The organism is Phenylobacterium hankyongense (assembly GCF_003254505.1).
GTDB classification, from domain to species: Bacteria; Pseudomonadota; Alphaproteobacteria; order Caulobacterales; family Caulobacteraceae; genus Phenylobacterium; species Phenylobacterium hankyongense.
This window is the reverse complement of the sequence record NZ_QFYP01000001.1, coordinates 1,656,257-1,679,255: the sequence shown is the minus strand read 5'-3', so window position 1 is coordinate 1,679,255 and position 22,999 is coordinate 1,656,257. Positions and strand designations below refer to the sequence as shown.

The window sequence follows — 22,999 nt, the reverse complement described above, 5'->3', positions numbered from 1 at the left end:
GATCGGCCTACTTGTAGGCCACCGCCGCGCTCGCCGGGCCGGCCAGCGGAATGATCTCGCAACGGCTGAAGCCGGCCTCCTGGCACCACTCGGAGAACTGGGCGCCGGTGAAGTCGAAGGCCTCGCCGAATTCGATCAGCATGTTGAGCGACATCATCAGGCCGAAGGCGTTCTGCCGGCGCTCGTCGTCGATGATGTTCTCGATCGCCACCAGCGCGCCGCCCGGCGGCAGCGCCCGGTAGGCCTTGGCGATCAGCATCTTCTTGTTCTCGAGATTCCAGTCGTGGAGGATCATCCCCATGGTGATGACGTCGGCCGGGGGAAACTCGTCGGTGAAGAAGTCGAGGCTCTCGGCGACGACGCGGCCGTCCAGACCGCGTTCCTTCAGCCGCCGCTCGGCGATCGGCTGCACGACGGGGAGGTCGCAGGTCCGGCATTGCAGGTGCGGATGCCGCGCCGCGACGATGGACGAGAGCTGGCCGGTGGCGCCGCCGATGTCGGTCAGGGTCCGGTAGCTGGAGAAGTCGAACGTCTCCGCCAAGGCCGTGAAATTCCCCAGCGAGATGCCGCTCATGGCGTCCATGAACTGCTCCAGGCGCGCCGGGTCGGCGTAGAGCTCGCCGAACATCGAGGCGCCGTTCGCCTTGATCTCGTTCTGGGGCTTCCCGGTCTTCAAGGCCGGCGTCAGATCCGCCCAGAACCGGAAGAGGCGGGCGTTCGCCATCTCCAGGATGCCGCCGATGTACTGCGGGCTCCGCTTGTCCAGGAAGCGCGCGGTCGAGGGCGTATTTTCGTACCGGGCGCTTTCGCCGGCGCCGTCCCGCTGCAGCAGCCCGAGCGCGACGAGGGTGTCGAGAAAATCATAGGTGGCGCGCGGGTGCAGGCCCATGGCGCTCTGCAACCCAAGGCCCGTCCTGGGGCCGTCCGCGAGGTGGGAGAAGACCTCCAGCTCGACGGCGCTCAACAGGGCCTTGGACGCCCAGAAGCCGAACCCGACCTGCAAGATGTGGTCTGGCGAAACATCGTCCGTCATCTGAGCCTCCCGCCGCTGCGCCTGCGCCGGGCATTCTGGCGCAGACGCCGCCTGCGCGAAGCCTCATTGGATAGGCTGGCGGCCCACGAGACGGGTGCGCCGGAGCGGCGGCCGTCTACTCGGCGCAGGCCTCGACCATGTGGCGCATGTGCTGGCCGACGCCGTGGTCGGGTCCCTCGAGCTGGTCGTGGGCGACCACGCGGGTGTCGACGTCGGCGCCGCGGTCGAGCAGCTGGTGGACCGGGCAGCGGTTGGCGATCTCCAGCAGCCGCGCGCGCTGGGTCTCGTCGAGGTCGCCCTCCAGGGTGATCTCGCGCTCGAAGCGGTCGCGGGCGTTGAGCGCGCCGCGAACATGCGCGACGCGCACCCGCACCCGTCCCAGCGGCCAGGCCTTGCGCTCGGCGTAGAGGCGCATGGTCATCGCCGTGCAGGAGCCCAGGGCGGCGCTGATCAGGTCGTAGGGGTTGGGCCCGGAACCCAGGCCGCCGACCGCCGCCGGCTCGTCCACCAGGAAGGTGGCGCCGCGCGCGTGCGCCTCCACCTGGAAGCGGCCCACGCCGGTCTCCTCGACCAGCACGGCTTCAGGCCGGACGCCTGCGGGAGGCGTGGCGGTGGTGGTGGTTTCGGACATCGGACCTCCTTTGGGGCGGGGGAACGGCGGCGCTAGCGCTTGCGGAACCGGGCGGCCTCGGCGGCCAGCGAGGTCACCCAGGCTTCCGGCTTGTCGTCCTCGGGTTGGAAGGGCAGCTCGCCGGCCACGCCGCGAACGGCCAGCCAGAGCTGCTGGTTGAAGTGGCCGAGGTTGCGCAAGGGGCGGCGCTTGTCGTCGGTGACGTCCCAGCCCTCGGCCTCGAAGGCGGCGACCTGGCGGGGGATCGGCAGGCGCTCGACGCCGTCCCAGCCGGCGGGCCGGGGCGTCTCCTCGGCCTCGTCGGCGGTCAGGCCGAACAGCTTGCGGGAGAGCTCGTCGAGCTCGGGGTTCTCGGCGCGGGATTCCGGCTCGGCGTATTCGCGCTTCATCAGCGCCTTCAGCTCGAGGTCGGCGACGCCCGGCAGGTCGATGAGGCGCCGCAGCGCCGGCTGGCTGGTCATCCGCGTGGCGTAGCGCCGATGCCGCGGTTTGGCGAGGCGGAAGCTCTGGTCAAGCCGGCGTCCCAGCGCTACCGAGCCCCATGCTCCTTCTTCTGCTGCTCGTGGCGGTCTGGGCCGGCATCCAGAACGCCCTGGCCGGCGGCGGGTCGTTCGTGACCCTGCCGGCGCTGATCGTCTCGGGCCTCGACGCGCGCACCGCCAACATCGCCTCCACCCTGGCGCTGTTCCCCGGCCAGGTGACCACCGGCCTGGTGGGCCGAAAGCAGGTCAGCGGCGCGGCGGGCCTGAGCTTCAAGACGCTGACCATCATCAGCCTGGCGGGCGGGGCGCTGGGGGCGGCGCTGCTGCTGCTGACGCCCTCGACCTTCTTCGCCAGGCTGGTGCCGTGGCTGGTGCTGTTCGCCACCGGCCTGTTCGCCTACGGCAGCTTCGTGCGCAAGCCGGGCGCCGAGGCGGGACCGCGGGTCGGGCCGCGCGCGGCCGCGGTGATGCAGTTCCTGATCGCCACCTACGGCGGCTATTTCGGCGGCGGCATCGGCTTCCTGATGCTGGCGGCGCTGACCGCGGCGGGGCTGGCGGTGCGGGCGGCGGGGGCCACCAAGAACGTGCTGGCCTCGGTGATGAACGCCGCGGCGGTGGCGATCTTCCTGTTCACGCCCGGCATCCCCTGGCTGCGGGTCGGGGTGATCGCGGCCGGGGCCATGGCCGGCGGCTACCTCGGCGCCCTGCTGCTGAAGCGGGTGGACGAGCGGCTCATCCGCGGCTTCGTGGTGCTGCTGGGCCTGGCGCTGACCGTGGGCCTGTTCCTGCGCCAGCGCTGAGGCGTCGTCAGGCGGCGGCCTCGGCGGCGCGACGCGCCTTGCGGCGCCGGCGCCACCAGCGCAGCACGGCCAGCGCCACGACCCCGACGATCAGACCGCCGGCGACCGCCAGGGTCATCCGCCCCGCATGGTGGCCGTGGAACAGCCGGTGCAGGGCGTCAGCCGCGCCGTAGCCGACGGCGGTGAAGACGCCGGCCCACAGCACCGCAGCGAGCAGGTTGAGCACGGCGAAGCGCCAGGTCGGCACCTGCGACACGCCGATGGCGATCGGGCTCACCAGCCGCAGGCCGAAGAGGAAGCGGAAGGCCAGGATGTAGCTGATCGGGTAGCGCTCGATGAAGCTCAGCGCCTTGGCGAAGGCCGCCTGCTCGGTGGCCCGCACCACCAGCCGGTGGTCGCGGAACCGCCGGCCGGCGACAAACAGCAGCTGGTCGATCAGGCCCGAGCCCGCGGTGGCGCTCAGCACCACCGACCACCGGGCCAGCAGGTGCTGCTTGGCCAGCAGGCCGCCGACGATCACCGCCGTCTGGCCCTCGACCGCCGAGCCGATGAAGACCCCGATCACGCCGTAGTTGGCCAGGAAGTGTTCCATCGATCCTTGGTAGGCGGCGCGGGGGAGGGGCGCGGGAGAAGGCGGCGCGGGGCGGGCCGGTTCCTTACCCCTTTGCCGGTCGGCCCGGAAGGCTCAGCCGGCGGGGAACTTCAGCGGCGCCCGCTGCGGGGCCCAGATGCGGTCCGCCTGCAAGGGGGAAACCTCGATCAGCCGGCCGCCGAGGCTGCTGCGGCGAATGCCCGCAACCTCGTAAAGGGCCTCGAAAGCGTCGGCGCCGCCGCCCCTGGCGGCCAGCGCCTTCAGGGTCGCCGGCGTGGTGAGCGCCTCGGAGATCTGGGTCAGGGCCACGTCGCGGGCCCCGGCGATCACCAGGATGCGGTTGCCGGTCGGGCCGCGGAAACTGGAGACGTAGCCATAGTCGCGCTGGCTCGCCTGGGCGTCACCCGGCCCGCCCTCCTGGCTCGCGTAGCGGCGCGCCGTGCGGGTGTCGACCAGCTCGTCGTAGGTGTCGCCCACCCGGTAGCGGGAGCCGGCGAACACCGGGTCGCGCAGCACGCCCAGGCCCGAGAGGTAGCCCAGGTAGACGATGTCGTCGTGCTTCAGCATCTCGGGCGTCAGGTCCGAGGCCATCACCACCCGCACCGCGTCGCGATGCGCCGCCTTCGGCGCCAGCACCGGCATCACGTCCCGCAGGGCCGCGGCGGCGGAGGTCGGCAGGTAGAACAGGTCGAGGTCGCGGTAGCGTTCCGCCAGGCCGGGATGCGCCATCAGGAAGCCGTCCAGGTCGTTCTTGCCGTTGACCGTGTATTCGCGGACCAGCCGGCCGGAGCCGGTCGCCTCGTCGATGTCGCCGAAGATGTAGTAGTCGCCGACCGCCAGGATCAGCGGCCGCTCACGGGTCAGGAGCTGGGCCCAGGGCGGGCTGCGGCGCACTCCGGCCAGGCCGTCCCCGGGCGCCGCCAGGCGGAAGGCCGCCCAGGCCAGGGCGTTCAGCGCCAGCACCAGGACGAGGGCCGCGATCCAGAAGCCGCGGCCGGGGCGCCGCTGCGGCTGCGGCTGCGGCTGCGGCTGCGGCTGCGGCTGCGGCGCGGGCGCCGGCGCGGCGGCGGGCTGCACGTCGATGCGGTATTCGCCCTTGGGGATGGAGAGCCGCACCGGCTGGTCGCGGCCCGGACCGGCGTAGAACTCGTCCAGCTTCTTGCGCAGGCGGTGCATGTAGACCCGCACGGTGGCGTCCTGACCGCCGTCGAAGGCGGTGGCCTTGCCGAACACCGCGAGCGCGATCTCGACCTCCTTGGGCCGGGCGTCGGCGCGGCCGGCTTGCGCCAGGTAGTCGAACAGCCGCTGGAGAACGCCCGAGCGGCCGAGCACGCCATGGGCGCGCAGCAGCGCCGCCTGCCGCGTCAGCTCCTCCTGCGCCTCCGCCGGGGCCATTCTGTAACCTTCTGTAACCCGCGCCGCGGGAGCCGAACCGTAAATAACCGGACCCGGCCGGGAATGGCAAAGTATCCTCGGGCGACAAGTAGGACGTGGGGGGACAACGCCTTGAAGCGCTTGATGATGCTGGCCGCCTGCGCGGGGTTGCTGTCCGGCTGTGCGCCGCCGAAGCCCGCGCCGCCGCCGGCCGGGGCTGCGAAGTTCGCAACCGGCCTGCCGATGGCCGAGCTGATGGGCCACGTGGTCGATCCGGCCGCCTTCGCCTACTGGCAGGGCTCGGGCACGGAGATCACCGACAAGGGCGAGCGGGACCTGTCGCCGACCACCCAGGAGGGCTGGGAGAGGCTGGAGAACGGCGCCGCCACCCTGATCGAGGCCGGCAACCTCCTGCAGCTGCCCGGCCGCATCCGGGCGCCGGAGGCAGACTGGAACCGCTACGCCCAGGCGCTCACCGCGCGGGCGACCGAGGCCAAGGCGGCGGCCGAGAATCACGACAAGCAGGCGGTGTTCGACGCCGGCGGCCGCGTCTACGAGGTCTGCACCGCCTGCCACAAGCAGTACGTCATCGACCCGCAGCTGAAGGCTGAGGGCGGCGAGCCGCCCGGCAAGCTGCCCGACTGGAACGCACCGACCTCGGCGCCGGCCCCGACCGCCAAGCCGTGACATGCGGCCCCTCGCCGCCCTGACCGCCAGCGCCGCCGCCTGCGCGCTGGCAGCGCCGCTGCACGCCCAGGCGCCGCCGCAGAAGACCCTGTCCGAGGTGGTGGTCACCGCCTCCACCCTCGACCTGCTGGGCGTGGCCTCGACGGCCTCGCAGGGCGCGGTCACCAAGCAGGAGCTGGAGCTGCGGCCGGTCTATCGCGTCGGCCAGCTGCTGGAGACCGTGCCCGGGCTGGTGGTCACCGTGCATTCCGGCGAGGGCAAGGCCAACCAGTACCTGCTGCGCGGCTTCAACCTCGACCACGGCACCGACCTCGCCACCTTCGTCGACGGCATGCCGGTGAACGAGCGGACCCACGCCCACGGCCAGGGCTACACCGACCTCAACTTCCTGATCCCGGAGCTGGCCTCCGGCATCCGCTTCACCAAGGGACCCTACGACGCCGCCGAGGGCGATTTCTCCTCGGTGGGCGCGGTGCGCATGGGCCTGGTGGACACGCTGCCGGTGCAGGCCGCGGCCAGCGTCGGCACGGTGGGCGACCAGCGGCTGTTCGCCGGCGGCACGGTCCCGCTGGCGAGCGACGCGCGGCTGACGATGGCCGGCGAGGCGGTCCACCTGGACGGGCCCTGGGACCATCCGGACGACCTGCGCAAGGTCAACGCCGCGCTGCGGCTGAGCCAGGGCGACGCCGCGGACGGCGCGGCCCTGACGGCGCTCTATTACCGCGGCCTCTGGAACGCCACCACCGACCAGCCGGAACGGGCGGTGGCGGAGGGGCGGCTGATCTCGCGCTTCGGCACGCTGGATCCGTCGGACGGCGGCCAGGCAGAGAGGTTCAGCTTGTCGGGGACGCTCGATCGCCAGCTGGGCGCGGCGCGGCTCGGCGTCTCGGCCTATGCGATCCGCAGCCAGCTCACCCTGTGGAACGACTTCACCCATTTCCTCGACGACCCGGTGAACGGCGACCAGCACGCCCAGAACGACCGGCGCACCACCCTGGGCGGCCAGGCGCAGGCCGGGTTCACTCACGCCGTGCTGGGCGTCGCGGCGGAGACCACGCTCGGCGTCCAGGGCCGCTGGGACGACATCTATGTGGACGCCCGCCACACCCTGCGCCGCGTCGACCTGGAGACCCTGCTGGCCGATCGGGTGCGGGAGGGGAACCTGTCGGCGTTCGCCGAGACCACCCTGCGCTGGAGCGACTGGGCGCGCACCGTGACGGGCTTGCGGCTCGACCACTTCGCGGCGCAGGACGAGAACCTGGTCGGCGGGCTTTCCGGGGCCCGGCAGGCCAGCGTCCTACAGCCCAAGGCCAGCCTGATCCTCGGACCCTGGAACAGGACCGAGCTCTATGTCAGCGCCGGGGGCGGCTTCCACTCCAACGACGTGCGGGCGGGGACCCTGTCCGACGTCGGGGTGGTCGCCCGGCCGCCGTTCCTGGTGAAGTCCACGGGCTACGAGGTGGGCCTGCGGACCAGCGCCATCCCGCACGTGCAGGCCGCGGTCACCGCCTTCGAGATGAGCTTCGCCAGCGAGCTGACCTACAACGCCGACGCCGGCCAGACGGAGGCCGGACGGCCCGGCCGGCGGCGCGGCGTCGAGGTCACCGCCCAGTACCGGCCGTTCCGCTGGATCGAGCTGAACGCCAACCTGGCGCTCAGCCGCGCCCGCTACACCGACGGCGACCCGGCCGGCCCCTACATCGAGGACGCCCCCAGCCTGGTGGCCTCGGCCGGGATGCTGGTGGACAACCTCGGCCCCTGGTTCGGGGCGCTGGAGTTCCGCGACCTCGGCGAGCACGCCCTGACGCCGGACAACCGTGTGCGCTCGGCCGGCTACCGCGAGCTGAACCTCAACCTCGGCTACCGGATCACGCCGAAGCTGAAGGTGCAGCTCGACGTGTTCAACGTCACCAATTCCAAGGACGACGCCGCGGCCTATTTCTACACCGACCGGCTGCCCGGCGAGCCGGCCGGCGGGGTCGAGGACGTGCACCGCCATCCCCTGGAGCCGATCTCCGCGCGGCTGGCGGTGAGCGCGGTGTTCTGAAGCGCTTGCGGCCAAGCTGATCCGGAGCGAAGGTCCCGCCGCCTTCAGACCTGGAGCCCGCCCTTGCGCCGTCTTGTTCTCGCCGCCGCCGTGTCGGCCATCGCCGCCACCGCCCACGCCCAGCCGCTTGGCGGCGAACAGCCGCTGCTGCGGCAACTGTCCGGCGAGGTGTCGAGCGCGCGGCAGCAGGCGATCATCCAGCGGCTGGTCGGGTTCGGCACCCGCCACACCCTTTCCGACACCAAGTCCGACAAGCGCGGCATCGGCGCGGCCCGGCGCTGGGTCGCCGCCGAGTTCGCCCAGATGTCGAAGGACTGCGGCGGCTGCCTGACGGTGGAGACGCCCAGCGAGGTGTTCACCGCCGCCCGCATCCCCAAGCCCACCGAGGTGATGGACGTGCTGGCCATCCAGAAGGGGACGACCGACCCCGAGCGGGTGATCGTCATCTCCGGCCATATGGACAGCCGCGTCTCCGACCCGCTGAACGCCACGGCCGACGCCCCCGGGGCCAACGACGACGCCTCGGGCGTGGCGGCGGTGATGGAGGCCGCACGGGTGCTGTCGAAGCACAAGTTCCCCGCCACCCTGGTGTTCGCGGTGCTCTCCGGCGAGGAGCAGGGGCTCTACGGCGGCAAGGTGCTGGCGGACTACGCCACCGCCCACGGCTGGCAGGTGGAGGCCGACCTCAACAACGACATCGTCGGCAACTCGCACGGGCAGAACGGGGTCGCGGACAACACCCACGTGCGGGTCTTCTCCGAGGGCACGCGCACGGTGGAGACGGCGGCCGAGGCCGACCGGCGGCGCTACAACGGCGGCGAGGTGGACAGCCCGTCGCGCAACCTCGCCCGGGTGATGGACGCGCTCGCCGACCGCTACCTGACCAACTTCGACGTGATCATGGTCTACCGCACCGACCGCTACGGCCGCAGCGGCGACCAGGTGCCGATGCTGAAGGCCGGCTTCCCCGCGGTGCGGGTCACCGAGGCGGCGGAAAACTACACCCGCCAGCACCAGGACCTGCGCACCGAGAACGGCGTCAAGTACGGCGACGTGATCGAGGGCGTGGACTTCGACTACCTGGCCCAGGTGACGCGGCTGAACTTGCTGGCGATGGCCAGCCTGGCCTCGGCGCCGACGCCGCCCGAGGGCGTCGACATCGCCGGTGCGGTGACCTCCGACACCACCCTGAAGTGGACGCCCAGCCGCGACGCCGTGGCCTACCGGGCCTGGTGGCGCTCCACCACCGACCCGCAGTGGCGCTACTCGCGGCTGGCCGGGACCTCCGGCCAGGTGGTGCTGAAGGATGTCAACATCGACGACTGGTTCTTCGGCCTCAGCGCCATCGGCCCCGACGGCTTCGAGAGCCCGGTGGTGTTCCCGGGCGCCGCGGGCCGGTTCAAGGCGACGCCGCCGGCGGCGGCGAAGTAAGCCTTACGCTCCTCCCCTGTCCCGAAGAGGACGGGGGAGGTGGCGCGCCCCGAAGAGGGCGTGACGGAGGGGGCGAGCCGACGCACCGCGCCAAGCCCGCGCCCCCTCCACCATCGGCTCTTCGGCCGATGGTCCCCCTCCCCCGCTGCGCAGGGGAGGAGCGGGATGCCTACCCCTTCCACGCCCCGTACGGGTCCGCGAACGCCTTGCCGAGCGCCTGCGCCACCGCCGGGTGGGTCAGCTGGCCCTTCAGCACGTTGAGGCCCTTGGCGAGGTGGCGGTTGGTCGTCAGGGCGTCGAGGCCGTGGTCGGCGAGCTGAAGGCCGAACGGCAGGGTGGCGTGGCCGAGCGCCTCGGACGAGGTGCGGGGCGCGGCGCCCGGCATGTTGGCCACGCAGTAGTGGACCACGCCGTCGACGGTGTAGGTCGGATCGTTGTGGGTCGTCGGCCGCGAGGTCTCGAAACAGCCGCCCTGGTCGATGGAGACGTCCACCAGCACCGAGCCGGGCTTCATCTTCTTCAGGTGCTCGCGGCGCACCAGCTTGGGCGCGGCGGCGCCGGCGGTCAGCACCGCGCCGATCACCACGTCGGCCTTCAGCACCTCCTCGTCAACCGCGTCGGCGGTGGAATAGCGGGTGAGGATGCGGCCCTGGAACATGTTGTCGAGCTCGCGCATGCGCGGGATCGAGCGCTCGACGATCACCACCTCGGCGCCCAGGCCGGCGGCCATCCGCGCGGCGTTCATGCCGACCACGCCGCCGCCCAGCACCACGATCCGCGCCGGCGGCACGCCGGGCACGCCGGAGAGCAAGAGGCCCATGCCGCCGTTGTGCTTCAGCAGGGTCTCGCCGGCCGAGAACACCGCGATGCGGCCGGCCACCTCCGACATCGGCGCCAGCAGCGGCAGGCCGCCGGCGTCGTCGGTCACCGTCTCATAGGCGATCGCCGCGCAGCCCGACGTCAGCAGGCCCTCAGCCTGGGCCGGGTCGGGCGCCAGGTGCAGGTAGGTGAAGAGGATGTGCCGCTCGCCCAGCCGGGCCCACTCGGCGGGCTGCGGCTCCTTGACCTTGATGATCAGCTCGGCCTCGGCGAACACCGCCTCGGCGGTGGCCAGGACCTTGGCCCCGGCCCGCCGGTAAGCCTCGTCGGCATAGCCCGCGCCCTGGCCGGCGGCCGTCTCGACCACCACCTCGTGCCCGTGGGTGACGTATTCGCGGACGGCGGTGGGCGTCAGCCCCACCCGGTACTCGTCCGGCTTGATTTCGCGGGGCACACCTACGCGCATCGACAGCTCCTATGGGGGAGATTGTTGCGGTTGGCAGGCGGTTTGAGGGGCTGGGGTTGCGGAGTCAAGGATGACCCCGCCGCCCCTCAGCTCTTGCGGTGGCGCCGGGTCGCCGGCTTGTGGGTGGTGTGCGTCGCGGCGTGGCGGCTGGCGCTGTGGCGCGCCGTGGCGTGATGGCCGGTGGTGCGGGAGGTCTTGCCGACGTGGTGGCGGCTGGACGCGGACCTGTGGGCGCTGGTCGCGTGGCGCTTGCCGTGGCGCGAGGCCTTGCCGCTGGAGACATGGCTGCTGGCCGCGCGGGTCCTGGAGGCGCGGCTGGAGGTCGCCGCCGCCCCCGGATGCGGCTGGTAGCGGCCGGCGGCGGCGTCGCTCGCCACCCGCTCGACCCGGGCGTGCTGCAGGAAGGGATCGAGGCTGGCGGCCAGCGCCGGGTCGCCGCGCATGGCGTCGCCCATCTCGTTGTACTGCTCGACGCTGAGGCCGTTGGCCTGGATCGACCGGGTCATGGCGTCGGGATCCTGCGAGCCCAGGGCCTGAATATCGACGGTCGCCCGGGCGAATGCGTCCAACTGCTGCTGGCCGTAGGCCGGGTGCGAGGGGGCCGGGGCCGCGGGCGCGGGCATCTGGGCCTGGGTCTGGGCGGCCGGGCCGAACGCCAGCGCCGCCGCGAGCGCGGCGAAGACGAAGCTAGAGCGAAGCATTCCCGAATTTCCTCCGTAAGGCCGCCGCCCTCGATGCGGCGCGGCCCGTCCTTGCCCGTCCCAGAGACTCGCGGCCAAGCCTAGTGGCCCAAGCGCCGCCGCGCCACTACCCCTCGCCCGATCGGCTCGCGACGCCACGCCGCAGCTTGGATCGTCACCACACACACTCGGCCAGCCCCTGCCGCCGCACGGTCCCGGCGCGGGCCACGATCCTGCCGCTGCGGCGCTGGATGTAGGGGCCCGGGCGGGCGGCCTTCCATTCCAGCGGCTTCGGCACGATGGCGGCGAGGCGGGCGGCCTGGGCGGGGGTCAGGTTGGCGGCGCTGACATGGAAGTTGCGCTGGGCGGCGGCTTCGGCGCCGTAGACGCCGGGACCCCATTCGATGGAGTTCAGGTAGACCTCCATGATCCGCGGCTTGCCCCAGATCGCCTCGATCAGGACGGTGAACCAGGCCTCCAGGCCCTTGCGGACATAGTCGCGGTGCGGCCACAGGAAGACGTTCTTGGCGGTCTGCTGGCTGATGGTGGAGCCGCCGCGGATCTTGCCGCCGCGCTCGTTGGCGACCATCGCCTTCTGCATGGCGGCGAACTCGAAGCCGTGGTGCTGGCAGAAGCCGGAGTCCTCGGCGGCGATGACCGCGCCCACCAGGCGCGGCGAGATGCGCTGCAGCGGGACCCAGCGGCGGTCGAAGCCGCGGCCCTGGAACATGCGCTCGACCATCAGGAAGGTCATCGGCGGCGGCACGAAGCGGTAGACGGCGACCACCGCCGCCGGCCCGACTAGGCCGAAGACCAGCACCACCACCATGAGGATGCGGAAAAGGCGGCCGAACACGCCGCGCCGCCGCGGCGCCGCCTTGGCCCGCCGGGGCCTGGGTCTCTTGCTCAAGCGCCTGTCCTTGCGTTGACCTGGGGCGACGATGCTAGCTGATTTGCCCGCAGCCGAGAGCGTGGGCCGGCAGGGGTTTTGAGTTCATGAACGGGGCGAGCTGGTGAACGTGTCCGAGGCCGTGGCCGCTCGGGTCTCCGTCCGCGCCTTCCGTCCCGATCCGGTGCCGGGCGCGGTGGTGCGCGGGATCCTCGAGGCGGCGGCCAAGGCGCCGTCGGGCGGCAACCTGCAGCCGTGGCGGGTCTACGCCCTCGCCGGCGAGCCGCTGGCCGCCTTCAAGGCTGTCGTTGCGACGAACCCCTTCGGCGAAACGCCGGAGTACGACGTCTATCCGCCGAACCTGTGGGAGCCGTTCCGCACCCGCCGCTTCCAGAACGGCGAGGACCTCTACGCGACCCTCGGCATCCCCCGCGAGGACAAGCCGGCCCGCCTGCGGCAGCTGGCGAAGAACGGCGCCTTCTTCGGCGCGCCGGTTGGGATGTTCTTCTGCCTCGACCGCAAGCTCGAGCCGCCGCAGTGGGCGGACCTCGGCATGTACATGCAGAACGTCATGCTGCTGGCGGTGGAGCGCGGGCTCGACACCTGCCCGCAGGAATACTGGGCCCGCTATCCGCAGACGGTGGCGACGTTCCTGGGCCTGCCCGACGATCACATGCTGTTCGCCGGCATGGCCATGGGCTACCGCGACCCCGACGCGCCGATCAACGCCCTGAAGGCGTCCCGCGACCCGTTCGAGCTCTGGGGCGAGTTGCGGGGGTTCGACTAGCCCAGCAGCACCAGCGCCGCCGGGACCGCCACGCCGAGCAGCAGGAGCACCAGCAGCCGGCCCTTCTGGGCGCTGTAGGCCAGCGCCATCCACAGGCCGAGCGCGGTGGAGGTGGCCAGCAGCACGCCGAGCCCGATGGCGAACCACTGCAGCGCCAGGTGGGCGGGCTTGGGCGCGGGCTCAGCGTGCTCGGCCGGCTTGGCGGCCGGCTTCGGCGCCCCGGCCGGCGGCGCGGGCTTGGCCGGCTTCGGCGGCAGCGGGGCGAACACCTGGTCCTTGTGCAGCCGGCCGAGCTTTTCGATCAGCGCCGGCGGCGTGTAGCCGCCGCTGGGCTCGTGCAGGCGGAACACCTGCAGAGAGCCGGTCAGGGCGAAGACGATGACGCTGGGGGCGATGAAGACGCCCAGATAGCTGTGCCAGCGCCGGATGGCGGCCAGCTTCAGCGCCGGGTTGCCGCCGCGGCGGGTGGGGTTGCGCGTCGGTCTCGCCAAGGCTCGATCTCCAGTCGAATCGCCAGGCGGCCAAGCTGCCGCGACTCGCCCGCGCCCGCCACGACTTCGCGGCCGCAACGGGCTAAAAGAAGGCCATGGAAGAGCCTGCCCCCACACCCGCCACATCCGCGACGTCACCCCCAGCGCGCTCGGCTGCGAGGAGTGCCTGAAGATCGGCTCGGCCTGGCTGCACCTGCGGCTGTGCCGGACCTGCGGGCACGTGGGCTGCTGCGACCAGTCGCCGAACCGCCACGCCACCCGACACTTCCACGCCACCGCGCATCCGATCATCGAGGGCTACGACCCGGCCGAGGGCTGGGGCTGGTGCTACGTCGACGAGGTGTTCTTCGACCTCGAGGAGCGCCGCACGCCGCAACGCGGGCCGATTCCGCGGTATTATTAGTCCACGAACCCCACGAGCGCCCGGCTCGCGCCTAGATCTCCGCCACCCCGGCGGCGCCGTCCTCGTCGCCCCAGGCCACGCGCTTGCCGTCCGGGGTCATGGCCAGCGCGGTGATCGGGGCGCCCTTCTCGGCCTTGAGGTTGACGATCTGCTGGCCGGCGAGATTGCAGGCGCGGACGCGGCCGTCGTCGAGGCCCCAGGCGACCCACTGGCCGGCCGGCATGGCGGCGACGCGGGTGGCGGTGGCGCTCTCCTCATAGCCGACCTCGGCCGCCTGCTTGCCCATCGGCCCGGTGGAGCCGGCGAACGGCCAGACCACCACGCCGTTGGCGCCGGAGGTGGCCATCAGGCTTCCCTTGGCCAGGAAGGCCAGGCTCTTCACCTTGGCCGGGTAGCCGCCCATCCGCATGTTCTTCTCGTCGGCGACGCGCCAGCCGTGCAGCTGGTTCTCCTGCATGGCGCTGATCAGGAACTTGCCGTCCGGGCTCCAGGCGATGGCCACGTGGCTGCCGGCCCACTTGAGCATGGCCGGCTTCTGGTCGGCGATGCGGGCGTACCAGAGGGCCACGCCGTTGTAGGTGGCCGCCGCGATCCGCCGGCCCTTGGGGTCGAAGGCCAGGTCCGCCACCGACTTCTCGTGCGCGAACACCCGGGCGAAGGCCGGATCGGCGACGTCGCGGACGTGCAGCTCACGGGCGGCGGCGAAGGCGATGAGGCCCGACTCCGCGGAGGCCGCGACGCTCTCGATCCAGCGGCCGGTGACCTTCCCCAGTTCCTGGGCGCCGCCGGCCCTGGCCCAGACCAGCCGGCCGTCGTCGCCGCCGGTCAGCAGGCCCTCGCCGGACGGGTGCAGGCAGGCGGCGAGCGCCGCGCCCTTGTGCGCCTCGACGCTCGCCCCGTCCTCGAAGCGCACCGTGCCGTCGCCGAGCGCGAAGGCGGCGCGGCCGGCGCGGTCGAACAGGGCGGCGGTGACATAGGCGTCGAAGGACTGGATCATGCCTCTCCCCTAGATCGACGGGGCCGCAAACGAAAAGTCCTTTCGCCCATTCCGCCTATCGAACGCGGTTCTTGCGCCGCCCCTGAATCCGCCGCGGCGGGCGCCCTCGCGTCAGGCATCACAAAAATCCCCATGCGCAGGCCCTGCTTGGGCCCTTTACAATCCAGTAACGGCTTGCCAATGGTCGGCGGAACTTGAGACGGGTGCGGAAACGCGCGCCCCAGGGAAGGAATTAGCGCATGGCGGCAAAGCTGGGCGGCGGGGGCGGCGGACGCTTCAACCTCGGCCAGAACAGCGACATCAACGTCACGCCCTTCGTGGACGTGATGCTGGTGCTCCTTATCATCTTCATGGTGTCGATCCCCGCAGCGACAGTGTCGATCAAGCTCGACCTGCCGCCGGCGATCCCACCGCCGCCCGGGACCAAGGTGAAGGAGCCGATCCTGATCAACATCCAGGGCACCGGCGGCCTTTACATCGGCGACCAGGCGACCAGCCTGGGCACCCTGCCGGCGGACCTGTCGGGCGTGCTCACCCGTGACGACCCGACCCTGCCGCCGACCCAACAGCGCGTCTACATCCGCGCCGACCGGACGGTGCGCTACGGCGACTTCATGGCGGTGATGAACACCCTGCAGGGCAACGGCTTCTACCAGGTCGCCCTGATCAACGAAGAAATCTCCTAAGGCTCTCCAGCCTGTCGAATACGAAGAGCCCGCCGGGGAAACCCGGCGGGCTTTTTTCGTATGGGGGCGCCGGACAATTGTCGTTCACACGTGTAATTTTTCAGCTTTACAATAACCCTGGCCGAGCGCTCCCTAATGGTGCGCGGTCAACGCGCCGCGCGTCAGGGAGGTAAGCGCATGGGCGCAATGCTCGCCGCGAGACACGGTCGGTTCGACCTTCAGCACAACAGCACGATCAACGTGACGCCGTTCGTGGACGTCATGCTGGTGCTGCTCATCATCTTCATGGTGGCGATCCCGGCCGCGACGGTGTCGCTGAAGCTGGACCTGCCGCCGGCCAAGACGAACGGCCAGGTCGTCGAGCCGACGGTGATCAACCTGCAACGCGATGGGGCGTTGTTCATCGGTCAAGCGCCGACCAGCCTCGACGCGCTATCGGCGGACCTGCGGCAGGTGGCCGGGGCCCCGGCGATCGCGGGCCAGATCTACGTGCGTGCGGAGCGCGGCGTCCGTTACGGCAGCTTCATGGCCGTGGTCAGCCATCTGCATGCCGGCGGCTATCAGAAGGTCGGCCTGGTCAACGAAGACATCTCCTGAGCTTCTCCAACTAGAAGAACGAAGAGCCCGCCGGGGAAACCCGGCGGGCATGGGCGGTCGCTCACGCCTGCCCGGTCATCCCCGCGAAGGCGGGGACCCAGGTGTTTTGTGTTCGTGCTGGAGCGTGGGCAGGCCGCCGCCGTCACGGTCACGGAAAAAGCCTGGGTCCCCGCTTTCGCGGGGATGACCGGAAGGGCGGCGCGACCCCTCATCCGTCGGGCTCTCGCCCGACACCTTCTCCCACAGGGGGAGAAGGGCGCCGCGTTCAGGCCACCGTGCTCTCGAAGCCGGCGCGCAGGGCGGATTCGTCGAGGTTGCGGCCGATGAACACCAGGCGGGAGTAGCGCTTGTCGCCGTCGCGCCAGGGGCCCTGGAAGTCGCCCTCCAGGATCATGTGGACGGCCTGGAACACCAGGCGGCGGTCCTCGCCTTTGACGTCGATGATGCCCTTGGCGCGCAGGATGTCGGGGCCCTGCATCTGCAGCACGTTGTTGAGCCAGGCGGTCACCCGGTTGGCGTCCAGCGGCTTGTCCGACGTCAGCGAGATCCCGCGGATGCCGCTCTCGGCCACGTGGTCGTGGATGGCTCCGTGGTCGTGGCCGTGCCCGTGGTGATCGTGGTCGTGGTGGTCGTGCCCGCAGTGCTCGTCGTGCACGTGGCCGGCCTCGCCGTGGGCGGGGTTGAGGAAGTCCGGTTCCAGTTCCTCGATGCGCGCCAGGTCGAAGGAGCCGCGGCCGAGGATGGTGTCGAGCGGCACGTTGGAGCGCTGGGCGCGATGGATCGGGGCCAGCGGGTTCAGCCGGCGGATGGCGGATTCCACCTCAGCCAACTCGGCCTCGGAGACCAGGTCGGTCTTGTTGAGGATGATCTGGTCGGCGAAGGCGATCTGCTCGGCGGCCTCCCTGGAATCGGCCAGCCGCAGCGGCAGGTGCTTGGCGTCGACCACGGTGGTGACGCTGTCGAGCTGGGTCTTGGCGCGGACGTCCTCGTCGACGAAGAAGGTCTGGGCCACCGGCCCCGGATCGGCGAGGCCGGTGGTCTCGACGATGATCGCGTCGAACCCCCCCTTGCGCTTCATCAGCCCCTGGACGACGCGGATCAGGTCGCCGCGGACGGTGCAGCAGACGCAGCCGTTGTTCATCTCGAAGACCTCTTCGTCGGCGCCGACGATCAGGTCGTTGTCGATGCCGACCTCGCCGAACTCGTTGACAATGACGGCGTAGCGCTTGCCGTGGTCTTCGGAGAGGATGCGGTTGAGGAGGGTGGTCTTGCCGGCGCCCAGGTAGCCGGTGAGCACGGTGACGGGTGTCTTGTCGGTCATGCGGCACCATGTAGGGGGCGGATCGCCACTTATGAAGCCTTGTTATCGCCGAGCGGTGTTATAGAGTAACACCTGATGACCAGCGCCGCCGATCCCGCCCGAACCGCCGAGCCGCTGGACGCCTTCCGCGAGGACCGGACCTACCTGGGGGCCGACCACGCGCGCAACGAGCGCCGGACCTGGATCGTCACCGGCATCTGCGCGGTGACCCTGGTCGCCCAGGTCATCGGCGGGATGATGTTCCACTCCATGGCGCTGACCGCCAGCGGCCTGCACATGGCCGCCCACGTCGCCGCCCTGCTGGTCGCGTCCGGCGCCTACGCCCTCGCGCGCCGCCACGCCGAGGACCCGCGGTTCGCCTTCGGCACCGGCAAGATCGGCTACCTGGCCGGGTTCGGCAACGCCGTGGTGCTGGGGATCACCGCCATCCTGATCGCCGTCGAGAGCCTGCAGCGGCTGATCGCGCCGGAGGGGGTGGACTACGCCGCCGCCCTGCCGCTGGCGGTGGCGGGGCTGGCGGTGAACCTGGTCTGCGTCTGGCTCTTGAAGCCCACCCACGCCGCCGCCGGACGCCATGATCACGACGGCGACCTCAATCTTTCGGCCGCCCACCTGCACCTGTCCGCGGACGCCGTCGTCTCGGTGCTGGCGATCGCCGGGCTGCTGGCCGGCGCGCGGCTGGGCTGGCGCTTCGCCGACCCGCTGGCCGGGCTGGTCGGCGCGGCGCTGGTGGCGCAGTTCGCCCTCACCCTGGTCCGCCGCGCCTCGGCGGCCCTGCTGGACATGAACCCGTCGGCCGAGCTCACCGCCGACATCCGCAGCCGTCTGGAGGCGGAGGGCGAGCGGGTGATCGACCTGCACCTCTGGCGCCTGGGACCCGGACACCATGCGGCGGTGGCGGTGGTCGCCTCCGACGCCCCCGGCTCGCCGGAGGCCTACCGCGCCCGGCTGAAAAGCGTCGCCGGCCTGTCGCACGTCACCGTCGAGGTGCGCGGCCCCGACGCCCATCACGATCACCACCATGGCCGCGGCTCCGTTTGAGCGCCTCGCGCGTTAGCTCGGCTATGCGATCGCTGGCCATCGGCATCTGGGCGCAGGCGAAGGCGCGGCCGCGGGCGGTCGCCGCAGCGGGCCTGCTGCTGGCGGCGGCGGTCGGCGCCGGCGGCTGGGCCGTCGCCGGCCATCACAGCCAGGCGCCGGAGGTCGCGCTCACCTCCCTGCAGACCGCCCTCCACATCCGCCAGCCGCCGCCCCCGCCAGCCCCTGCGGAGCTGCAGGCGCGGCTCGACGCCCTGGCGGCCGCCTACCACGAGCCGGTGGGGATCGCCGTGGTCGACGTGAAGGACGGCTGGACCGCGGCGGTGGACGGCGACAGCGCCTATCCCCAGCAGAGCGTCTCCAAGCTGTGGGTGGCGATGTCGGTGCTCGACGCCGTGGACCACGGCGGCCTGGCGCTGGACCAGGCGGTGGTGGTGACCCGCGACGACCGCTCGGTGTTCTATCAGCCGCTGGGCGAGCGGGTGGGCGAGAAGGGCTTCGCCACCACCCTGCATGACCTGCTGCGGCGCGCGCTGACCGAAAGCGACAACGCCGCCAACGACAAGCTGATGCGCGAGGTCGGCGGGGCCGGCGCGGTCACCGACGCCCTGGCCGAGAAGGGCCTGAGCCACATCGCCGTGGGCGCCTACGAGCGCGAGCTGCAGGCCCGGACCGCGGGACTGGAATGGCGCCCCGAATACGCCGGCTGGCGGTTCAAGGAGGCGCGCTCGAAGCTGCCGGATTCCGTGCGCGACCAGGCGCTGGCCGCCTATCTCGCCGATCCGCCGGACGGCGCGAGCCCCAGCGCGGTGGCCCATGCGCTGGCGGCCCTGGAACGCGGCGACCTGCTGTCGAAGGCCTCCAGCGAGACCATGCTGACCCTGATGGGCGAGGCGCGGACCGGGCGCATGCGGCTGCGCGGCGGCCTGCCGCCGGGCTGGAAGATCGCCCACAAGACCGGCACCGGCCCCGACTGGCGCGGGGCCTCGGTGGGGATCAACGACGTCGGCCTGCTGACCGCCCCGGACGGCCGCGTCTACGCCGTGGCGGTGATGATGCGCCAGACCCGGAAGCCCGTGCCGCAGCGGCTGGCGCTGATGCAGGCGGTGACGCGGGCGGTGGCCGACAGCTGGCGGGCCCGCAATGCCGCGCCCGGCCCCGGCGACGGTCGACAGCTGGCGACCGGCCCGCAGGTCCCGGCGGACGGCGGCCTCTAGGTCGTCAGTTCGACGACACCGGGTTCTGCACGATGCCCTTCTCGAGGGTCAGGTGGATCGGGGTCCCGGCCATGTCCTTGCTGGTCCACTGCACGCCGATCGCCGGGTGCTGCGGGAACGGCGAGCAGAAGCTGACCGGCAGGGTCGGCGGCGTGCTCTGGCGGAAGCACACCTTGTCGCCCTTGAGGTTCCAGTGGCCGGCCAACGCGATGCCGCGGCGGCTCAGCCCGTCCCAGCTGCCGTCGGGGTGCAGCCAGACCTTCTGCGAGCGGCCGTCGGGATAGGTGGACACCACGGTGTTGCCGAACGCGGGTTTCAGGTCCTGGGTGTCGGCCGCCTGGGCGTTGAGGGCGGAGAAGGCGACATAGCCGCCGAGCAGGAACCGCACCGCGACTTTGGAGAGAGCCCGGTCGGCATTGACGAGAAAGTCTTGCATGACGGCTTTCAACGCGTGAACCCCATGAGAGTGCCCGCGGGCCTGCGGGCGCGTCTGGACTCTTTGCCGACTTTGGATGAACTGCGGCTGACTGGCGGCTTACAGGAGAGACAGCGACATGGATGAGCCGATCTCGCCGGACGCCGAGCGCGCCGGGATGCTGGCGGCGCTGCACGCGGTGATCGTCGGCACCCTGTCGACGCTGAAGCGCAAGGGCGTGCTGACCCCGGCGGAGATCGACCAGATCTTCGAGGCCGGCCTCGTCACCTTCGAGCGCGGCGAGCAGGACGAGACCCGCCAGGCCGCGCAGCTGACGCTGGAGATCCTGGCCCGGAGCCTGAAGGGCTGAGCCGCCGGCCGCCTGACGTCGGCTACCGCTTGTGGTCGTGGCCGCCGCCGTGATCGCCGCCGCCCCCGCCGCCACCGCCGCCATGGCCTTTGTCGCCGCCGCCATGACCGTGGCCCTGGTCGCCGCCGCCGTGGCCGCCGCCCCCCTGCGGTTGCTGGGGAGCGCCACCGCCGTTCCGGCCGTGCCCGCCCCCGCCATGATCGCCGCCACCGTGCCCCCGGGGCGGCTGGGCCTGCGCGATCTGTTGCGGAGCCGGGCCGCCGCCGTCGCCGCCGCCATGACCGCGGCCGTGGCCGCCGCCGTTCCACTGGGGCTGGCCCTGGGCCATCGACTGCGGAGCCGGACCTTCGCCGCCGTGATGGCCGCCGTGGCCGCGCGGGCCGTAGGCCGCGGCGAACTGCGGCGCCGGGCGGTCCCGCTCGCCGCCGCCCTGGTCGCGCCAGCCTGGCTGGGCCTGGGCCGCGCCGATCCAGGCGGCCTGGGCGCGGGCGAACTGCGGCCGGCGCTCGCGCCAGCGGCCCTCGTCCACCGCAATCCGCGGCGCGCGCAGGGACGTGCGCCGCAGGTCGTAGCCGCGCGCCCAGTAGCGGCCGGCCAGGGGCGCGGCCTGGCCGTAGCGGTCGCCCGACAGCAGCACGCCGGCCGCGTCGTAGAGGGCGATCAGGGCGCCATCCTGGCCGTAGCCGTAGCCGTAGGACCCGTCGCGGACGAAGTAGGGATAGTCCTGGCCGGGCTCGTAATAGTAGGACCGGTAGCCGTTATCGATCGGCTCGGCGTACAGCAGGCTGTCGTCGGCGGTCTGCCAGGCCCAGGGCTGCTCGTCGCCATAGGCGAAGCCGTAGGCCGGCGGCGCGTCGTAGACAGCGCGGTCCACGCCATAGGCGCGCCGGGCGTAGGCGTAACGGTCGGCCGGCGGGGCGTAGGCGGCGACCGGCGCCGGCGGCGCATAGGCGAGGTCCATCGGCCCCGGCGCGGGAAGGCCGCCATAGGCGGGCCCCGCCGCCGCGTCGCGGGCCAGCAGCGGCCGGTTGTCGATCTTGCAGGCCGACAGCGTCAGCGCCAGCGCGCTGGAGGCCATCAACACCGTGGCGGAGCGGAACGTTCGGGTCATAAGCTTGGTCCGCGTGGCGCGCCCTGGGCGCAGAGACAGCCGGCCAGCCTGCCCGCCTCCGGCTGAACGACCGGAGGGGGAACGTCGGCTGCCGTTCAGGGTTGCGGCGCAAAGGCGGCGAAGCGCGGCCGTCGGTCCGTGAACCGCACCGCGCTCCGGTCATTGAAGAGCCAGATGCCAGGGGTCGTCGCATGATCGTCCGCAGGACCGCGGGGCCGAACCGCCGGGTCGTGCTCTCGCAACTCGTGGCGCTGGGGGCCGGCGCCGCGGGCTTCCTCGCCGTACGCCACCAGCAGCATTGGCCGATCCCCGAGGTGGCGTTCGCCGGCGGCGGGCCGTCCACCGGCTGGCTGGCCCTGCCGGCGACGGGCGGGCTGATCGACCTGCCGGCGATGGTCAACGGCGCGCACCTGCGGGCGATCGTGGACTCAGGCGCGCAGTACTCGGCCATCGACGCCGACCTCGCCCGACGGCTGCGCCTGCCGTCCGCCACGCCGCTGCCGATGCTGGCCTTCGGGGTCAGCGGCCAGCCCAGCGTCACCCGGGCGGTGCGGGCCGACGTCGACCTTGGCGCGCTGCGGCTGCGCGGCCTGCGCGCGGCGACCCTGAACCTGAAGCCGTTGTCGGGGCTGACGCGGCAGCCGTTCTCGTTGCTGCTCGGCCGCGACTTCCTGCGCGCGGTGGTGGTCGACGCCGACTTCCCGCGCGGCCGCGCGGCCTTCCTGCGCCCGGACGCCTGGCGCCCGTCGCCGGACGCGGTCCCCGCGGCGGTGCGCAGTGTGGACGGCGCGCTCATGGTCCGGGTCGGCGTCGAGGACGCGGCCCCGGTGGAGGTGTTGCTCGACACCGGCGCGACGGGCGCCCTGGCGCTCTCCGAGGCCGCCGCCGCCGCTGCGGGCCTGCTGGACGGCCGTCCGCTGCGGCCGGCGCAGTCGGTGACCCTGGGCGGCGTCGGCGACGACCGGGTGGCGCTGGCCCGCCGCATCGTCTTCGCCGGCGCGGACCTGCGCAATGTGGAGGTTCAGATCTTCACGCCGGCCCCGCACGCCCCGATCCCCAGCGGGCTGATCGGCCTGGGCGTGCTGCGGCGGTTCCGGGTGGTGCTGGACCACGCCGGGGGACGGCTGTTCCTGACCGGGCCGTCTAGCCCACGCCGGCGACCAGCAGGCTGACCTGGTCGGCCAGTTCGCGCGGGTCGAAGGGCTTGGGGAACATCAGGGCGTCGTCGACGCCGAAGCGGGACAGATGGGCCGCCTGGCCGGTGATATAGACCACCTTCAAGTCGCCGTTCAGCTGCCGGGCGCGCCGGGCGACGTCGAAGCCGGTGGTGCCGGATCCCAGGTTGATGTCGGCGACCAGGACCGCGAAGGCCCGGGCCTCGGCGGCCAGGCGCTGGTAGGCTTCGGCGTCGTTGTAGGCGACCGTGACCTCGAAGCCGGCGTCGGCGAGGGCGTCGTGCACCAGGTCTGCGACCTCGCGTTCGTCTTCGACGAGCAGCACGTTCGTCATTCGGGATCTCCCTCAGGGGCGTGTCGCCTACCTGACATTCAGCAGCGCGCGCAAGGCGAAGCCGGCAGTTTCCGCAAGAGCCAAACCACACAGCTGCGTGATGGCGAACGTGTGGCGCGGCTAGTC

General features: G+C 72.0%; 26 protein-coding genes. 12 read left to right on the top strand and 14 right to left on the bottom strand.

Going from position 1 to position 22,999, the window contains the following annotated elements; genetic code table 11:
- Positions 1 to 7: 7 nt before the first annotated feature.
- The 3 genes from DJ021_RS08105 to DJ021_RS08095 form a co-directional block, all read right to left on the bottom strand.
- Positions 8 to 1,033: a methyltransferase gene (locus DJ021_RS08105; protein ID WP_111457060.1), complete on the bottom strand. Its 1,026-nt coding sequence runs from the start codon at positions 1,031 to 1,033 to the stop codon at positions 8 to 10.
- A 115-nt stretch (positions 1,034 to 1,148) separates the two neighbouring features.
- Complete coding sequence (locus DJ021_RS08100; protein WP_111457059.1) at positions 1,149 to 1,664, bottom strand: OsmC family protein; 516 nt, start codon at positions 1,662 to 1,664, stop codon at positions 1,149 to 1,151.
- A gap of 32 nt (positions 1,665 to 1,696) precedes the next feature.
- Positions 1,697 to 2,125 (bottom strand): hypothetical protein, encoded by a 429-nt coding sequence (locus tag DJ021_RS08095; RefSeq protein ID WP_111457058.1) that lies wholly within the window; start codon positions 2,123 to 2,125, stop codon positions 1,697 to 1,699.
- Between the two features lie 80 nt (positions 2,126 to 2,205).
- Between DJ021_RS08095 and DJ021_RS08090 the strand changes: the two genes are divergently transcribed.
- On the top strand, positions 2,206 to 2,946 hold the full coding sequence (locus DJ021_RS08090) for a sulfite exporter TauE/SafE family protein (RefSeq protein ID WP_111457057.1): 741 nt from the start codon (positions 2,206 to 2,208) through the stop codon (positions 2,944 to 2,946).
- 7 nt (positions 2,947 to 2,953) lie between these two features.
- Here DJ021_RS08090 and DJ021_RS08085 read toward each other — a convergent pair whose 3' ends face one another.
- Positions 2,954 to 3,538, bottom strand: coding sequence for a DedA family protein (locus DJ021_RS08085; RefSeq protein WP_111457056.1), 585 nt, complete (start codon positions 3,536 to 3,538; stop codon positions 2,954 to 2,956).
- 93 nt (positions 3,539 to 3,631) lie between these two features.
- On the bottom strand, positions 3,632 to 4,933 hold the full coding sequence (locus DJ021_RS08080; RefSeq protein ID WP_133254968.1) for a helix-turn-helix domain-containing protein: 1,302 nt from the start codon (positions 4,931 to 4,933) through the stop codon (positions 3,632 to 3,634).
- A gap of 111 nt (positions 4,934 to 5,044) precedes the next feature.
- Between DJ021_RS08080 and DJ021_RS08075 the strand changes: the two genes are divergently transcribed.
- From DJ021_RS08075 to DJ021_RS08065, 3 genes are all read left to right on the top strand, one after another.
- Positions 5,045 to 5,599, top strand: coding sequence for a cytochrome c (locus tag DJ021_RS08075; RefSeq protein ID WP_165837147.1), 555 nt, complete (start codon positions 5,045 to 5,047; stop codon positions 5,597 to 5,599).
- Position 5,600: 1 nt separating this feature from the next.
- A complete protein-coding gene (locus tag DJ021_RS08070; protein ID WP_207801790.1) occupies positions 5,601 to 7,646 on the top strand; it encodes a TonB-dependent receptor in 2,046 nt (681 codons plus the stop codon).
- A 63-nt stretch (positions 7,647 to 7,709) separates the two neighbouring features.
- A complete protein-coding gene (locus DJ021_RS08065; protein ID WP_111457053.1) occupies positions 7,710 to 9,077 on the top strand; it encodes a M20/M25/M40 family metallo-hydrolase in 1,368 nt (455 codons plus the stop codon).
- A gap of 169 nt (positions 9,078 to 9,246) precedes the next feature.
- On the opposite strand, the gene ald is transcribed toward DJ021_RS08065, so the two are convergent.
- The 3 genes from ald to mtgA all read right to left on the bottom strand — a co-directional run bounded on the left by ald (position 9,247) and on the right by mtgA (position 11,898).
- On the bottom strand, positions 9,247 to 10,362 hold the full coding sequence (gene ald / locus DJ021_RS08060; protein WP_111457052.1) for an alanine dehydrogenase: 1,116 nt from the start codon (positions 10,360 to 10,362) through the stop codon (positions 9,247 to 9,249).
- Between the two features lie 86 nt (positions 10,363 to 10,448).
- Positions 10,449 to 11,063, bottom strand: coding sequence for a DUF4168 domain-containing protein (locus DJ021_RS08055; protein ID WP_111457051.1), 615 nt, complete (start codon positions 11,061 to 11,063; stop codon positions 10,449 to 10,451).
- A 154-nt stretch (positions 11,064 to 11,217) separates the two neighbouring features.
- Positions 11,218 to 11,898: a monofunctional biosynthetic peptidoglycan transglycosylase gene (mtgA, locus tag DJ021_RS08050; protein ID WP_279386499.1), complete on the bottom strand. Its 681-nt coding sequence runs from the start codon at positions 11,896 to 11,898 to the stop codon at positions 11,218 to 11,220.
- 157 nt (positions 11,899 to 12,055) lie between these two features.
- Between mtgA and DJ021_RS08045 the strand changes: the two genes are divergently transcribed.
- The gene (locus DJ021_RS08045; RefSeq protein WP_111457050.1) at positions 12,056 to 12,718 is read left to right on the top strand and encodes a nitroreductase; all 663 of its coding nucleotides are present in this window, start codon (positions 12,056 to 12,058) and stop codon (positions 12,716 to 12,718) included.
- Here the strand turns inward: DJ021_RS08045 and DJ021_RS08040 are convergent.
- Positions 12,715 to 13,209 (bottom strand): hypothetical protein, encoded by a 495-nt coding sequence (locus tag DJ021_RS08040; RefSeq protein ID WP_133254967.1) that lies wholly within the window; start codon positions 13,207 to 13,209, stop codon positions 12,715 to 12,717. The genes DJ021_RS08045 and DJ021_RS08040 overlap by 4 nt on opposite strands.
- Here DJ021_RS08040 and DJ021_RS19080 point away from each other — a divergent pair.
- Positions 13,145 to 13,612 carry a UBP-type zinc finger domain-containing protein gene (locus DJ021_RS19080; protein WP_207801789.1) on the top strand — a complete coding sequence of 156 codons (468 nt, stop codon included), beginning with the start codon at positions 13,145 to 13,147 and terminating at the stop codon, positions 13,610 to 13,612. The two genes, DJ021_RS08040 and DJ021_RS19080, sit on opposite strands and share 65 nt — an antisense overlap.
- 31 nt (positions 13,613 to 13,643) lie before the next feature.
- Here DJ021_RS19080 and DJ021_RS08030 read toward each other — a convergent pair whose 3' ends face one another.
- Positions 13,644 to 14,609 (bottom strand): WD40 repeat domain-containing protein, encoded by a 966-nt coding sequence (locus tag DJ021_RS08030; RefSeq protein WP_111457048.1) that lies wholly within the window; start codon positions 14,607 to 14,609, stop codon positions 13,644 to 13,646.
- A 239-nt stretch (positions 14,610 to 14,848) separates the two neighbouring features.
- Between DJ021_RS08030 and DJ021_RS08025 the strand changes: the two genes are divergently transcribed.
- Together DJ021_RS08025 and DJ021_RS08020 are read left to right on the top strand one after the other, a co-directional pair.
- Positions 14,849 to 15,295 carry a biopolymer transporter ExbD gene (locus DJ021_RS08025; RefSeq protein ID WP_111457047.1) on the top strand — a complete coding sequence of 149 codons (447 nt, stop codon included), beginning with the start codon at positions 14,849 to 14,851 and terminating at the stop codon, positions 15,293 to 15,295.
- 177 nt (positions 15,296 to 15,472) lie between these two features.
- Positions 15,473 to 15,892 carry a biopolymer transporter ExbD gene (locus DJ021_RS08020; RefSeq protein ID WP_111457046.1) on the top strand — a complete coding sequence of 140 codons (420 nt, stop codon included), beginning with the start codon at positions 15,473 to 15,475 and terminating at the stop codon, positions 15,890 to 15,892.
- Between the two features lie 265 nt (positions 15,893 to 16,157).
- Here DJ021_RS08020 and DJ021_RS08015 read toward each other — a convergent pair whose 3' ends face one another.
- Positions 16,158 to 17,213, bottom strand: a complete 1,056-nt coding sequence (locus DJ021_RS08015) for a CobW family GTP-binding protein (RefSeq protein WP_111457045.1) — start codon at positions 17,211 to 17,213, stop codon at positions 16,158 to 16,160.
- A gap of 75 nt (positions 17,214 to 17,288) precedes the next feature.
- Between DJ021_RS08015 and dmeF the strand changes: the two genes are divergently transcribed.
- Entirely contained in the window at positions 17,289 to 18,254 is a 966-nt protein-coding gene (gene dmeF / locus DJ021_RS08010; RefSeq protein WP_111457044.1) for a CDF family Co(II)/Ni(II) efflux transporter DmeF, read from the top strand.
- Between the two features lie 23 nt (positions 18,255 to 18,277).
- Positions 18,278 to 19,468, top strand: coding sequence for a class A beta-lactamase (gene bla, locus DJ021_RS08005; RefSeq protein WP_111457043.1), 1,191 nt, complete (start codon positions 18,278 to 18,280; stop codon positions 19,466 to 19,468).
- Positions 19,469 to 19,472: 4 nt separating this feature from the next.
- Here the strand turns inward: bla and DJ021_RS08000 are convergent, their stop codons facing one another.
- The gene (locus DJ021_RS08000; protein WP_111457042.1) at positions 19,473 to 19,904 is read right to left on the bottom strand and encodes a hypothetical protein; all 432 of its coding nucleotides are present in this window, start codon (positions 19,902 to 19,904) and stop codon (positions 19,473 to 19,475) included.
- Between the two features lie 118 nt (positions 19,905 to 20,022).
- Between DJ021_RS08000 and DJ021_RS07995 the strand changes: the two genes are divergently transcribed.
- On the top strand, positions 20,023 to 20,253 hold the full coding sequence (locus tag DJ021_RS07995; protein WP_111457041.1) for a hypothetical protein: 231 nt from the start codon (positions 20,023 to 20,025) through the stop codon (positions 20,251 to 20,253).
- Between the two features lie 22 nt (positions 20,254 to 20,275).
- Here DJ021_RS07995 and DJ021_RS18860 read toward each other — a convergent pair whose 3' ends face one another.
- Positions 20,276 to 21,364 (bottom strand): hypothetical protein, encoded by a 1,089-nt coding sequence (locus DJ021_RS18860; RefSeq protein WP_111457040.1) that lies wholly within the window; start codon positions 21,362 to 21,364, stop codon positions 20,276 to 20,278.
- A 191-nt stretch (positions 21,365 to 21,555) separates the two neighbouring features.
- On the opposite strand from DJ021_RS18860, the gene DJ021_RS07985 reads away from it, so the two are divergent.
- Positions 21,556 to 22,536, top strand: coding sequence for a retropepsin-like aspartic protease (locus DJ021_RS07985; protein ID WP_111457039.1), 981 nt, complete (start codon positions 21,556 to 21,558; stop codon positions 22,534 to 22,536).
- Here the strand turns inward: DJ021_RS07985 and DJ021_RS07980 are convergent.
- On the bottom strand, positions 22,508 to 22,873 hold the full coding sequence (locus DJ021_RS07980; RefSeq protein WP_111457038.1) for a response regulator transcription factor: 366 nt from the start codon (positions 22,871 to 22,873) through the stop codon (positions 22,508 to 22,510). The two genes, DJ021_RS07985 and DJ021_RS07980, sit on opposite strands and share 29 nt — an antisense overlap.
- Positions 22,874 to 22,999 lie beyond the last annotated feature (126 nt).